Origin of the sequence: Pedobacter hiemivivus (assembly GCF_004331685.1) — a bacterium.
Classification (GTDB): Bacteria; Bacteroidota; Bacteroidia; order Sphingobacteriales; family Sphingobacteriaceae; genus Pedobacter; species Pedobacter hiemivivus.
The window spans coordinates 83,410-97,743 of the sequence record NZ_SJSM01000001.1; the positions used below are offsets into that span (position 1 = coordinate 83,410).

Below are 14,334 nucleotides of genomic sequence, written 5' to 3' on the forward strand. Positions count from 1 at the left end.
TTTCACATGTTATTAAAATACTATCTATATGAGTATTTTACTTATTCCTTATATCAAAAATAGATAAGAGCAGGATACTTTCCGGAAAAATGGAAAGAATCATATTACTTACCTCACTTTCTTCCACTGAGGATACAAATTGGTACAAAAGATCCAAAACTAGGCTATAATAATCAAGTAAAATAGCTTGAGATATTCTCTAAAATATTTAATATTACTACCCGACCTAAATTAGTTAATGATTAGATTAGCCCATTATATACTATAAATATCCACATCGCAGAATAACGTAGTCTCTTATGAAAATAACAAAAATTAATATCCCCCCAACAAACGGGCTTCAGAACATCGAAATGGATAGACTTTGCGAAGTAATATTATTAGCAGGAAAAAATGGCTCTGGCAAAACAAGAATTTTGAACCTTATCAAATCCACACTAATCGCTAAACCTAAAAAAACAATCATAGAAACTGCCAAAGCTCACATAAATCATAACGAGCAGATTATAAAAAACGCAGACAAAAGCCTTGATCAACTAAATCATACATTGAATGTAACAACGAATGAAGTATTAAAAATAAATTTACTAAATACTATTGCTGAAAAAAAAGAAACCACCAAAAGAGCACAAGACCAATCTAATGCTTATCAAAAAGTTTTGAATTGGGATCTACTGGAAACTAGCGAATTGTCTGAAAACTATCCTTCAGTTCTATTTGTCCCAAAAGTGTTAACACTTGGAAATACAAATGATATTGCCAAATCAAATCTTCAATCTGCCGCAGCTCATACGGATAAAGCTGGGACAGATATGCTAGCGCAAGGTACTTTCGCTAAAATTGTCATTGTCCAAGAACGATATTTCAATGCTACACACCCGGAGTTTAAACCTAATCAAGACGACATAGACAAAGCAATTGCAGATTATGACAGGTTACAGAATATCATAGAAATATTTCTCGGAACAAGACTTGGAAGAACCATTAATGGCGATTCAACACTATTTGACTTTCCACTTGGCGAAGCAATGTTATCTGATGGTCAAAAAATTTTACTCCAATTCTGTATAGCCTTATATAGTCAAGAGGACGACTTAAAAGATCTGATCTTGTTCATGGATGAACCGGAAAACCATTTACATCCGGCAGTCATAATTGAAATTATCGATCGAATTAAAATGACCGTTCCGAATGGCCAGATTTGGATAGCGACACATTCAGTACCATTACTGGCGCATTTTGATCCTTCAAACATCTGGTACGTAGAAAAAGGAAAATGTAGACATGCAGGTAAAATACCCGGACAGGTTTTAGAAAGTCTTCTTGGTGGCGAAGAACAGATCGCAAAATTACAGGATTTCATAGGGCTTCCAGCACAGTATGCCAGCACCAGATATGCTTTTGAATGTTTACTCCCCCCAACTGTAGTGGTAACATCAGCAAATGATCCGCAATCCCTTCAAATTAGAGAAGCATTACTTAATAGAAAAAATGGAAGCTTAAAAGTATTAGACTATGGAGCTGGTAAAGGGAGATTAATCTCCAACCTACATGATTTAGAAGAAACAAGTCAAGAAGCATTACTAGAGGATTTTGATTATATCGCATTTGATAAATATCCTTCCGATCGTGATCAATGTGAAGTTTCGCTTAGTAAAGTTTATGGCAGTGCCACAGATAGATATTACAGTTCTACAAATGATTTATATACCAGGTATGACAAACAACGCTTCGATGTAGTCATTCTGTGTAATGTGCTACATGAAATAGATCCAGCAGAATGGATTGGACTTTTTAAAGAAGATGGAGAAATCTCACAAATGCTGGCCCCTAATGGTGTTTTACTTTTAATAGAAGACCATCAGATTCCTATTGGGGAAAAAGCATATAAAAACGGGTTCCTAGTATTAGACACTCCGCAGCTCAGAGATTTATTTTCCATAACAGAAATCGATAAGGATTTCATATTTTCAGATCAGCGTGGCGATGGAAGACTAAAAGCACATTTTATCCCAAGAGAATATTTAGTTAGAATCACTGCTGATTCAAAAGCGAAGGCCTTAAAATCAATGGCAAAATATGCTCATACACAGATAAAAGAAATCAGAAATAAAGAACAATCTTACAAAAATGGAAAACTGCATGGGTTCTGGACGCAACAGTACGCAAATGCACACTTTAATCTGGGAGAAATCCAATAAAAACTTAAGCTTAGATGTAAAGGAAATTGCAAACTGCTGTGGTGTACAGAAACAAATTACTTTTCATATCGCAAACATACATTTGCCACAATAGTTACGCTATTGAATCAAATTCCACAAAAATAAGCATCCAATAATTAATCTATTGGGCAACACAATATTTAGCCCTAATTAACGTCTTTACATACGAGAGCGTTAATTTAGATGAAGCGGGAATGGTCGGAGATCATTCCCCTTTCTTATTTAATTAGGAACCTCTGTTAGCAGCAATTATTAATTTCAGTATAAACCTTATTTACCATGTTGAGTATTTATGGGTTGCTTCTTCAATTATTTTTCCTGACTTGTTAATTGCCCCCCAAAGATTATTGATTTCGATTTTTGCTTGCCCTTTTTCAAATTTGCTTGCGTATTGAAACTGTAAGTCAACAACTACTTTTCCTATTGTGTCAATATAACCATGTTTACCCATATCATTACGAACAACACAAAGTCCCTCTGAAAATTCGTCTACCCAGTCATATTTTGGTTTAATTACTTCCTGCCCTTTTGCATTTACAAAACCATATTTATCATTAGCTAGGAAACTTGCAAGCCCATTGTGTAAACTTCCTAGATAATCTAAAGCCATCAACTGTAAAACATAATTTCCTTTTTCATCTATCATTCCGTACTTTTCGCCAAGTTGCACAGTTGAGACACCCTCCGAAAACATTTCTGCACTATCGAACTTTGATTCAATTACAATGTTGCCATCAAGGTTACGAAAACCGACTTTCCCATCTTTTATTACTTGAAAGTATTTTATCCCTTCCCGTTCTCCGACCTCTCTTGAGTTCACCCTGGGGTCATTTAAAATTTCCTCAAATTGTTCTTTATCAGAGTCCTCTTTGGGTTTGTTGTTACATCCAAAAACCCCAAGTAGTCCAGTTAAAAATGACATTATTAAAATCTGTTTTGTCATTATCAATTGGTTCGCTTTTCACTATTTATTTGGAGTTATTATATTCTTCATTAAAAAACTCACTTAAGCTCACCCCAAAACAATTAAGAATGCCAATCAATGTACCAATGGTTATGTTAGCACTCCCCGCTTCATATTTACCATATTGAGAACGGTTCAGATTGTTTTCATATGAAAACTTATCTGGACTGGTGTACCCCGCGGACTTACGGAGACTCTTAAGCCTTAAACCTATTTTCTTCAGCTCTTTTTCATTTGTTAAAAGATCCTTATTTGTCATAAAATAAAGTAAGGCAAATACTCCATTTTTACACACTCCATAAAAAGAGTATTTTTATTTGGAGTATTGAAATGATCTCGTTATCTTAGAGCATTAAATAATTGATTATGTGAGAGTAAACAACAAATAAAATATTAATGGTCTTGCGGTTGCATTTCTGAAGCCGTAACGCAAGACAGCAGAATACCCCGCCTATTTACTAATATGCTATATTTGCGTATTCCTAAAATAGGTGCGGGACTGCTGTACACTCGTGTTACGTAAGGCTTCAGAAACTCTATGCAACCACGAGATGCAGTTCCGCACCTATTTCTGCATCTCCAAGACTCATTTAACTAGTAAACCAATTAAATGAGATCAATATATGGAACTACAAATCTTATCCCCAGCAGAAAATCATGCGATTTACTTTAGAGCGTTTATCGATCAGCTTGTCCAAAAGTTCAAGCCTCTTCAAATTTTTAGCTTTTCCAAAGACAGTTACACGCAAGATGATCAGGGCTGTTTTAAAGAAAAATCCACTACCTTTCATTGCGATTATTGCCTACTACTTGTCACTGAAAGCAACACCCGAATTGATCATGAGGTACAAGATTTCACAAATGGCAATTACAAACACGGTGTAATAACAATCCTCTGTCATGCGAAACACGCCATTGAGGAAGCTATTATAGCCAATAATCGTTTTTTCATTACCGTTTGCAGTACCGCCAAATTGATTTATAGCCATAATGGAATGACTACTTTCGATTTCTCCAATCGTTTTATTCCAACTGAAGCTGCTATAAAAGCAAGAAAACATTTCGACCACAGAATGACATTAGCAGATGGTTTCTTAACCGGAGCGCATGAGTGTATCATTAATGAACAGCACAATGTATGCGTATTTATGCTGCATCAGGCTGTAGAACAAACCTGTATTGCCCTGATCAGGGTACATCTGGCCTATCGAGCAGAGATGCATAATTTACGCCGTCTTTTACACCTCTGCTCCTGCTTTTCAAATGCCCCCATTAAAATGTTCTTATCCGGTAGCCCTGATGACGAAAGACTTTTTGAAGTATTGCTTAAAAGTTATTCGGGAGCGAGATACAAAGACACTTTTAACATTTCCGAAGATGACTCCTGGCTTTTATACAATAAGGTTGTAGCGTTTGTTACACTTGCCAAAGTAATGTGTGAAGAGAAAATAGCGCAATTAGCACAACAGGCCATGCTATACAATGAATTTGCTAACCCAGCCAGCGTATCCAATTAATAACCAATTTTACGACTCAGTACTGATTTAAAAATAAGATTATGGAAAACATCATGAAAAAACTGGATTACCAGCCCACAAATTTATCAGACTATGAATTAGAAAACCCTTTAAGCACAATGGTCGACTTTTTGGATAACAATGATCTCCATCATATTAGGGAAAAAGTTTGGCAACTCTATAAGGGATGGGTAAATAACTCAGTCGGATTTACCGAGGGAGACGAAAATGCCGATATGCTGTACTTTTACACCCAACTCGTGGATTTTATAAATGCAGCGTTTATATATACGGAAAAAAGGAAGCTGGAAATTCAGCCACCTAAAGGATGAAGAGTTAAAGCAACTGAGATCAGTACGGGTTTGCTAGCTGGGTTTTGAAGTTTTCGATTTTTGTATTCAATTCAGTCAATGATTCCTGATTTATAACGCCATTATGGACATCGAAATTCTCATAAAACTTCGGCAATGAAAAGACTTCTTTAATATCAGCTCCAAATTGTGGAAAAAACTTCGACGCTTCTGCCATTACATTTCCACCGCCAAACCCACCCGGAGAAGTAGTCATCAGAAACATCGGTTTGTTTTGGAAAACTTTTACATTAATCCGGGAAGCCCAGTCGAAAGTATTTTTGAATGCTACACTATAAGAGCGATTGTTTTCTGCTAGTGAACATATAATAATATCACAATCCTCAATATTTTTTAGAAATAGGTGTGCCACTGCCGGGAATCCATTTTTTTCCAGATCTACAGAAAAAACAGGCATTGCATAATCGTTAAGGTCAATCAAATTAATTTCATTCCCTTCAAAACTTTTCAATACAAATTTTACCAGTTGTTTGTTAATAGAGGTAGAAGAATTACTTCCTGCAAATGCAAAGATTTTCATTTTTATATATTTATTATGTTATGAGATTTTGAAAATAAAATATCGATATTGAAATATTATAGCTTAAAAATAAGGATTTTTCGTAAACCACGACATAAAACAATCACACAAAATTGTTAATTTAGATGAAGCGGGAGTGGTCGGAGATCATTCCCGCTTTCTTAAATTACCTCTTGCTTATTTTATACAGCTTGCCGCTATCCGTACATGCGTAAATGTTGCCGTCTTTACCAATGGCCATGCAGCGCCAGCGTTCTTGCCTGCTCACCAACAAACGCTCCTCGCCTTCCACTTTATTGTTCTTGATAACCAAACGAGCGATATGCACACCACCCAGGCCGCCTATTAAAATATTATTTTTCCACTCAGCTATGTTGCCGGTGTAAAATATCATACAACCCGGCGAAATACTGGGATCCCAATAGTAAACCGGCTGTATGGTGCCCTCTTTTTGCTGTATACCTTCGTACACTTTTTCGCCACTATACTCAATACCATAAGTTACCACAGGCCAACCGTAGTTACCTCCGGCTTGGATAAGGTTAAGCTCATCGCCACCACGCGGACCGAACTCAGCTTCCCACAGATCTCCTGTAGCAGGATGAATAGCCAAACCATCCGGGTTACGGAGCCCCAAAGCATATATCTCGGGCTTAGCATTTGCCTTTCCAATGAATGGATTATCGGCCACCGGCTTGCCATTTTTGGTAATATGGATGATCTTGCCTGTTGTAGCGCTCAGATCCTGTGCTTTTTGACGAATGTTATTCGCACTACGGTCGCCCGAACTGACAAAAATATTGCCCTTTTTATCAAACAATAATCGCGAACCGTACTGGCCACCCCCTTTATGGCGAGGCACAGCTTCAAATATCACGCTTACATCCTCTAACTTGGTCTCATCGACAGATAGCTTGCCTTTCGCAACAGCTAATGCAGCGCCGTTTTCACCCGGCTGGGCGTAGGTCCAATAAACCATGCGGTTCATTTTAAAGTTGGGGTCAATGTTCACATCCAGCAAACCACCTTGTCCCTGGAAATGTACTTTAGGGAAACCTGTGATCGTTTTCACGATCTTACCTGTAGTGGTCAAAATTTGCATGCTGCCCGGCTTACCGCTTATTAGTAAACGTCCATCAGGCAATACGCAAATACCCCATGGGCCGTTCAGTTTGGTATTGATTACCTCGTCTTTATAGGCAGTTTTGCTTTTAACGCTACCTATACGGGTTTGGCCCTTAAAAGCGGGTTTGTAGTCGGCATTGGCTTTGATGGTCTCTACAGGGGCGCCGGTTTGAGCGATGCCAGAAATAGTCACTGATGTTAGAGCGATGCCCAATACCAGTGGTTTATAAAGTTTTAATAACATAAATGGTTCCTAGAATGAGTCAAGTTAGTCATTTTTTAAGCTATTGAGATATTTTATACTCTCAGGCACTTGTGTAACGGATGAACTGCTTTCATCCTCAATATAGTAATGTTTTACGCCCGCTTTGCGCGCTGCTTTTATTACGGCCGGAATATCAATTTGGCCTGTGCCTAAAATCACATCGTTATCCTTCGGGGTACCACCCGAAAGGCTGCCACGTTCAACACCTTTCTTTAAATCTTTCATGTGCAGGGCTTTATAGCGATTACCATATTTGGTCAGTAATTGCGCTGGATCTTGTCCCGGCAAAAATGCCCACAGGATATCCAATTCCATGCTTACATATTTAGGCTCGGTATTTTTCAGCAGGTAGTCGTACAGCGTGCCATCCTGGTAAGGTTGGAACTCGAAACCATGATTATGATAAATGAAAGTAAGGCCGTAGTTATCTTTCAGCAGCTTACCATACTTGTTAAAATCGGCAACCGTCTGTTTGGCATTGTCTAAGGTAAAAGCGCCTTTGTGGGGAATACTGGCTACCCTAACATAGGTTGCGCCCAATGTTACAGCAGTTTTCCCTACTTCATCGGTCTTATTGACCAGGTCTTCATAACTTACCCCGTATGATGAACATTTGATACCCCTTGCATCGCACATTTTGCGTAAGTCCTCAGGTGTTTGCTTAAACAGGCTCGAAAATTCGATATCGGTTATGCCCTGGCCTTTTATCATATCCAGTGTGCCGGGCACATCTTTGGCAAACTGGTTACGATAGGTGTACGATACGATACCCGGGGCTTCGGGAAATAGCTTTTTTTGGGCTACAACCTGGCTGCTAACCAGGCCACCTATTAAACCCAGGGTTAGTAAGGCTTTTTTAAAATAATAGATCATATTTGAAATTGTTATTTAAATAGAAGTTAATTAAACTTTAGGTTCCCAACCCGGCTCGTAGCTGCGTTTCCATAGCTTTTGCGCCTGGGGATCATTAAGAATATGCCCATTTTTCGGGTCGAGTTGAAGCTCCCGGCCTACACGCCAGGCAATATTGCTGAGCTGCATACCGATAATGCTTTTATGCCCGATCTCCACATCGCAATTTGGCTTGCGGTTATTGCGTATCGCATCCAGGAAATCAGCTACATGCATACTATCCAAACTCAGGCTTACGCTGGCCGTATTGCGCCCCTGTACGGCTTCTTCTTTCGTTTTCGGGCCAACGTCTTTCAGCAGTTTGCCTTTCAGATCAAACACTTTATAAGCATCAGTACCGGTACTTAGGCTTCCGTTCTCGCCATAAAAAATAACCCCACGCTCCTCACCTTCAATTCTTCGGCCGTTTGCACTGCTGCTTTCCCACATAATCATTTTCTTATCGGGATATTCCAGCGTAACCACCTGCGTATCCGGCGTTTCCCAATCGTCCTTATACGCATAACGTCCGCCTGATGAAGTTACTTTTACGGGATAATCAACACCTAATCCCCAGCGGGCTATATCAACTTCGTGCGTACCATTGTTCAGCGCCTCACCGGTTCCCCAATGCCAAAACCAGTGCCAGTTGTAATGGATCAACCCATCCTGGTAAGCCAGGCGTGGCGCGGGACCTTGCCATAGGTCGTAATTTAACGCTTCGGGTGCTGTGCCAACTTTCAGGAAAGTAGGCTTACGATCGTTCGTATACCAGGTTTTTGCATAATAAACCCGGCCAATAATTCCTTCATGCAATCGCTGTATGCCTTCGGTCAGTATTGGTGCCGACCGGCGCTGCGCGCCCATTTGCACCACCCGGTTATATTTTCTGGCGGCGGCAATGGCCAATTCGCCCTCGTGGGGGTTATGGCTTAAAGGCTTCTCTACGTAGACATGTTTTCCGGATTGGCAACCCATAATGGTAAGGGGCGTATGCCAATGATCGGGCGTGGCGATATAGATGGCGTCAATATTTTTATCCTGCATCACCTTGCGACAGTCGCCTTCGGTTTTAGGGACATTGGTTTGTTTATTTTCGGCTACAGCTTTTAGTGCTTTGGCAAAAACGCGGGTATCCACATCGCAAAGTGTAGTTATCTCTGCATCTTTTTGCCGGGCGAAAGTACTTGCCATGCTGGAGCCGCGGCCATTTAAACCGATGATAGCGACATGGACGCGTTCGTTGGCGCCAATAATATTGCGGTAGCTTTTTGCACTCATGCCAAACAAGCTATTGTTTGCCATAACTCCAGCCGATGCAATGGCTACTTTTTTAATAAAATCTCTTCGTTTTTCCATAACATAGTTAAATTGGGTATCAATTAAAAGTCTTTATTTTGCGGGTATTTATCACCTGTAATAATCCGGTCGATTTGACTTTGCGGTATCGGCCTTAAAGTATGCTTTTCCTGGATGTTAGGCCCGGCATCAGGGTTGTACAGTTTCACGCGCTCGACGAGTTTGTTTGTTCTTACGAGATCTAGCCAGCGTGTTTGCTCTCCGCACAACTCGCGAGCCCGCTCATCCAGAATATAGTCAAGCGTAACCTGTGCTGCTGTGATGGTCATTGCAGCGGCGTCACCACTGGGATAAGCTGCGCGTGCTCTCACAACATTGATATATTTTGCGGCATTGATATTGTCATTCAGATTAACGGCAGCTTCTGCAGCCAGCAGATAGGTTTCCGCCAAACGATAGACGATAATCGGTCTAATCGAGGGATCGTTAATGCCAGCCCGCTTTGTATCCTGATATTTAGTCATTGTTGGATACAACTGCAAGGTATAATTGCGCGGAGGAACCAATAAGTAGCGGCTTGCATTGACCTTAGCATTCGTCACATCTACCCCAGGCATATAAATAGCCGTATCACCCAAGGCATATTTAGGTACTCCATTGACCTTTGGAATTTTATCAGCCGAGTTAGATAACCAGACAGACTGAAAGGTTTTGTAGTACCTCGTATCGTTTGTTTTGTCAGCAAAGCAAACAGTTCCAAGCCAGCTGGTCAATTGAACACGGCCATATGGCCGGCCATAAGCCATAGAGCGAACGAGGCCAGGATAATTTTCATAACCCATTACGTAATGAAAATTCAATTCATTGCTAATAGCGTTATAAGTCAGGTTTGAGGTATGTTGAACGCTCCAAAGGACCTCCCGGCTGGCCTCATTGCCTTCTGCAAAAACGGAACCAAAATCAGGCAACAAACCAAGGTTTAAAGTCCCTATGTTATCAATTAGCGCTTTTGCGGTATTGTAAGCATTCTGAAAATCGTCTGCTTGTTTGGCAGATGAATAAGCTCTGGTCAAATAGACTTTCGCCAACAGATGCGACGCCGCAGCCGCGGTCGCCTTACCTGGCAACACGCCGTTCAGGGTCGGACTTGGAGGAAGAGCGGCAATCGCATCCTTCAAATCCTGCACAATGAAATTATAAACCTCCGCAATTGGCGCTCTAGTCGCACTGGTGCTGGGTTCGCTGATAAAATTTTTGTTCAGGGTTACAGGTCCGAAAAATCTAACCAGCAAGAAGTAGTAATTGGCACGGAGAAATTTGGCTTCTGCTACTTTCTGCTTAACGGTGTTGGCGTCAAGGCCAGTCACCGTTAAGCCATTATCAATGATGCCGTTGCAGGTATTGATGAAGGTATAACATGGATTCCAGACACCGGATAAAAATCCGCTGCTGGCGTCATAACTGCTTGAGTAAACGTTAAAGTTGGAGTTTCCGCCCCCTCCGGATCTAAACTCATCTGTTCCGGGTACGGTCATGGTCATCAGGTTTTCTGATCCCCATAAATTACGGTTGCCTGCGTACGCAGCATCAAGCCCAGATTGAAAACCTTGTGCGGTATTAAAGTATTGTGGTGTAAGTGATGATTTTGGATCTTCAATCAATTGCTTATTGCAACCGGAAATGACGATGGCTATTGACGTGATCGCCAAAATGCGATATAGAAATGACCTCATGTGTATTCTCAATTAAAATGAAACATTCAAACCAAACAATAGTGATTTAACCGGGGGCGTGTCGACTGTAAGCGTACCTTCCGATTCAGGATCAGCACCACTAAACCGGTTGTGCAATGGAGAAAATAAGATGATTGCATCGTTCAATGAGGCATGCACTCTCAAAGATTTTGCCTTGATCTTCGATGCGATTAACTGCGGGAATGTATAACCCAAACTGATTGTCCGGATTTTAAGATAGGACGCATCATAGTAACCCAATAAATCCCCATAAGCAGGTGATCCCACATTAAAATTAGGTTTTGGATATTTGTTTGCGTTATTTGATGGCGTCCAATACTCGACCCTTAAGTTGTTAGCCTTACCGTTAAGTGCGTTGACATTACTCGCGGGCTGTAACCAGGTGGCTATTTGTGTTCCTCCTACGCGGTAAGATCCGACAACTGCCAGATCAATGCCCCGGTAACTGAAGCGGTTGGTAAAGCCGCCCAGGAAATCAGGCTGCCTTGTACCCAAAATGGTACGGTCGTTAGCGTTGATCACACCATCTCCATTTAGGTCCGCCACCCTGATGGTACCAATTACAGAGGCTGCTCCAGTCATGGTCAGATTAAGGCGCTTGGCTTCAGTTGAGTCGACTTTTGTATTTTGCCAGATACCTACCCGCTGGTAATTATACAGTGAGTTTATTGGCGATCCGACAAATCTGTTATTGCCAACATCTTCGGTAACACCATCTTGTAATGCGATAATCTTATTGCGGTTTAATGTCATATTGAAATTGGTGGTCCAACCAAAATCTTTCCTTGACTTTGCCCTAACATTTACCGAATTTATCGAAATTTCCAAACCTTTGTTTTCCGTTTTGCCTACGTTGGCCAGGAACTGTGAGGTATAGCCAGTGGTGATCGGGAGGTTTTGAGGAAGTATTAAATCATGTGTCTTTTGATGATAAACATCCACTGTACCGGTTATCCGGTCTTTGAACAAACCGAAATCCACACCAAGGTTCAATGATGCAGTGTACTCCCAACCTAGCTTCGGATTGGGTACATTATTGGGATAGGTACCGGTTACGTTAGTTGTTCCGTAATTGTAATTAATTATCTTGAGACCGCCCAGCGTTTGATAAGGGCTAACCGCTGCATTACCAACAATGCCGTACCCAACACGAAGTTTCAAGCTAGATACAGCATGGATCTGTTTCATAAAATTTTCTTCGGAAATATTCCAGCCAACTGCCGCGGAAGGAAACAAATGATATTTATTTCCGGGAGCCAGCGTAGATGAACCGTCAGATCGCATCGTCAGCGTAAGCAGGTACTTACTGTTGTAGTCATAGTTAAGGCGGCCCATGAAAGAAACAATGGAGAATTTGGAGTATTCGCCTGTTCCCTTAAAATTAGATCCCAGTTCCGGATTGTAATATTGTACATCATCAGCCAGAATGCTGTTATAGGTTAGGGTCGTACTATATTTGTTATCCTGCTGGTAACTGAAAAGTCCGGTGCCAGTAACATGGTGGTTTTCGGCAAATGTATTCTCGTAAACAATAAGGTTTTCCAGGGTAAAATTCCGATAATCATAATTACTGTTCCTGGCTGTTGACGGGCCGCTTAAATTTTGGAAAGTGGTACTGCCATAGAAGTCCCCGTAAGTCTCAGGTGTCAGTTCCACGCCACCATTAAACCTATATTTAAGATGAGGTGTGAACTGTGCTTCGGCATACACGGTTGTGAAGGTGTTGTAACGGGTTCGGTTCTGAACCACGGCACCCGGAACAAGATTGGCAAGCGGATTGTAAATTAAAGAGCCACCACCAGGAAATGGAATCAGGTTACCTGCCGCATCGTATGGAACGGTCAGGGGGCTGGATTGCAAAGCTTGAGATACTGGATTTATCCCCTCACCATTGGTCCTGCTAACTGAATTAAGTGAGCTGATTCCTACTTTAAAGATTTTTCCTAATTGCTGGTCGACACTCACCTTGAAACTAAAGCGATGAAAAGAAAGACCTGGAAAGACACCGGTTTCGCCAAAATAACCTGCCGAGATCGCATACTTTGTCTGTTCTGTACCGCCCGACAAGCCCAACTGATGATTGGTCCGGAAACCATTCTTGAAGATCAGTTTTTGCCAGTTTGTATTGGTTCCGTTCTGTAAGCCGGCAAGCTCAGCTGGCAGAAAAGTTATGCCATCAGTGTAAAACTTTGGATCATCTATGCCGTTGTAGGGATTAGGCGCATTAAGTACATTCGGGTTGTTCGCATGGTAGTTTCCCCATTTTTTATAAATCTGATAATCCGCAGGCTCCATCACGTCGTAATATCCCAGGGCTTTCATCACTCCTGCATAGCTGCTGTAAGATATCACAGGCGCTCCCATTTTGCCGCGTCGAGTCGTAATGAGGATCACACCGTTCGCCCCTCTTGAGCCGTAGATTGCAGTTGCTGATGCATCTTTCAATATCTGAACGGACACCACATCATCCTGGTTCAGATCGTTGATATAAGTTCCGTTAAAAGGAATCCCGTCTACAACATAGAGAACATTATTACTGGCTCCTCCCTCTAGTGATCGCTGTCCGCGAATGGATATAGACGGCTTCGCCCCAGGGTGGCTATTGCCGCCATTTTTTTGAATATCAAGGCCAGGTGCCTGGCTTTGAAGCGCACTAATTAAATTGCTCACAGGCACACTTTTCAACGCCTCTTCATTTACTGAGGCAATTGAGCCCGTCACATCGGCCTTTTTCTGAGAACCATAACCCACGACTACCACATCATTCATTGTAGATACCTTTTCCTTTAACGTCACATCTATCTGCGTTCGGTTGTTAACGGCTATCTCCAATGTTTCATACCCTATGGCCGAGAAAATGAGGGTTTGGTTGCCATCCGGTAACTTTAAAGTATATGCACCATTGGAATCACTGTTGGTACCGATTGAGGTACCCTTTACCCTGACGGTAACTCGGGGCAGAGTTTCACCCTTAGCATCCCTGATGGTCCCTGTTACCACAATGCTAGCGACTACAGGGGGTTTTCTTTTGATCACAACTGTCTTCTCATAAAGGGTATAGGTAAGGGGTTGATCAGCAAAACATTTATCGAGAAAATCTTTCAGTTCTGCTTTTTTCACGGAAATACTTACCGGCTCGCTTTCGCTAATCATCGCTGAATTGTACAGGAAAGTATAGCCGGTTTGATGATGAAGTAATTCAAAAACCCGGGACAATGACGTATTGTTCACAGATATGCTGACCTGCTGGCCATAACTTGCCGCGTTAACCTGCAAAATAGCAGCTAATAAAAATGGGATCGTAAGTTTCACTACCAGACCGATTTTTGATAACATACAGGATCCAGACCTGCATGAAAATGCATGGAAAAATTTATACATTTGGTTATGGGTTAATTTATAGTTG

At 41.3% G+C, this 14,334-nt stretch carries 11 protein-coding genes; 3 read left to right on the forward strand and 8 right to left on the reverse strand.

What is annotated here, in order from left to right; genetic code table 11:
- Positions 1-299: 299 nt before the first annotated feature.
- Positions 300-2,201 carry an AAA family ATPase gene (locus EZ444_RS00355; protein ID WP_131606115.1) on the forward strand — a complete coding sequence of 634 codons (1,902 nt, stop codon included), beginning with the start codon at positions 300-302 and terminating at the stop codon, positions 2,199-2,201.
- Positions 2,202-2,496: 295 nt separating this feature from the next.
- Here EZ444_RS00355 and EZ444_RS00360 read toward each other — a convergent pair whose 3' ends face one another.
- Together EZ444_RS00360 and EZ444_RS00365 are read right to left on the reverse strand one after the other, a co-directional pair.
- Positions 2,497-3,165, reverse strand: coding sequence for a WG repeat-containing protein (locus EZ444_RS00360; protein WP_131606117.1), 669 nt, complete (start codon positions 3,163-3,165; stop codon positions 2,497-2,499).
- A 25-nt stretch (positions 3,166-3,190) separates the two neighbouring features.
- Positions 3,191-3,445: a helix-turn-helix domain-containing protein gene (locus EZ444_RS00365; RefSeq protein WP_131606119.1), complete on the reverse strand. Its 255-nt coding sequence runs from the start codon at positions 3,443-3,445 to the stop codon at positions 3,191-3,193.
- Positions 3,446-3,809: 364 nt separating this feature from the next.
- Here EZ444_RS00365 and EZ444_RS00370 point away from each other — a divergent pair, with 364 nt between their 5' ends.
- Positions 3,810-4,703, forward strand: a complete 894-nt coding sequence (locus EZ444_RS00370) for a HEPN domain-containing protein (RefSeq protein WP_131606121.1) — start codon at positions 3,810-3,812, stop codon at positions 4,701-4,703.
- Positions 4,704-4,744: 41 nt separating this feature from the next.
- Positions 4,745-5,035, forward strand: coding sequence for a hypothetical protein (locus EZ444_RS00375; RefSeq protein ID WP_131606123.1), 291 nt, complete (start codon positions 4,745-4,747; stop codon positions 5,033-5,035).
- Between the two features lie 19 nt (positions 5,036-5,054).
- Here the strand turns inward: EZ444_RS00375 and EZ444_RS00380 are convergent, their stop codons facing one another.
- From EZ444_RS00380 to EZ444_RS00405, 6 genes are all read right to left on the reverse strand, one after another.
- A complete protein-coding gene (locus tag EZ444_RS00380; RefSeq protein WP_131606125.1) occupies positions 5,055-5,594 on the reverse strand; it encodes an NADPH-dependent FMN reductase in 540 nt (179 codons plus the stop codon).
- 166 nt (positions 5,595-5,760) lie between these two features.
- Positions 5,761-6,963 carry a PQQ-dependent sugar dehydrogenase gene (locus tag EZ444_RS00385; protein WP_225874581.1) on the reverse strand — a complete coding sequence of 401 codons (1,203 nt, stop codon included), beginning with the start codon at positions 6,961-6,963 and terminating at the stop codon, positions 5,761-5,763.
- A gap of 24 nt (positions 6,964-6,987) precedes the next feature.
- Entirely contained in the window at positions 6,988-7,857 is an 870-nt protein-coding gene (locus tag EZ444_RS00390) for a sugar phosphate isomerase/epimerase family protein (protein ID WP_131606127.1), read from the reverse strand.
- 30 nt (positions 7,858-7,887) lie between these two features.
- Positions 7,888-9,234 carry a Gfo/Idh/MocA family protein gene (locus tag EZ444_RS00395; RefSeq protein WP_131606129.1) on the reverse strand — a complete coding sequence of 449 codons (1,347 nt, stop codon included), beginning with the start codon at positions 9,232-9,234 and terminating at the stop codon, positions 7,888-7,890.
- Between the two features lie 23 nt (positions 9,235-9,257).
- The gene (locus tag EZ444_RS00400; protein ID WP_131606131.1) at positions 9,258-10,907 is read right to left on the reverse strand and encodes a RagB/SusD family nutrient uptake outer membrane protein; all 1,650 of its coding nucleotides are present in this window, start codon (positions 10,905-10,907) and stop codon (positions 9,258-9,260) included.
- 12 nt (positions 10,908-10,919) lie between these two features.
- The gene (locus EZ444_RS00405; RefSeq protein WP_131606133.1) at positions 10,920-14,309 is read right to left on the reverse strand and encodes a TonB-dependent receptor; all 3,390 of its coding nucleotides are present in this window, start codon (positions 14,307-14,309) and stop codon (positions 10,920-10,922) included.
- Between the last annotated feature and the right edge of the window lie 25 nt (positions 14,310-14,334).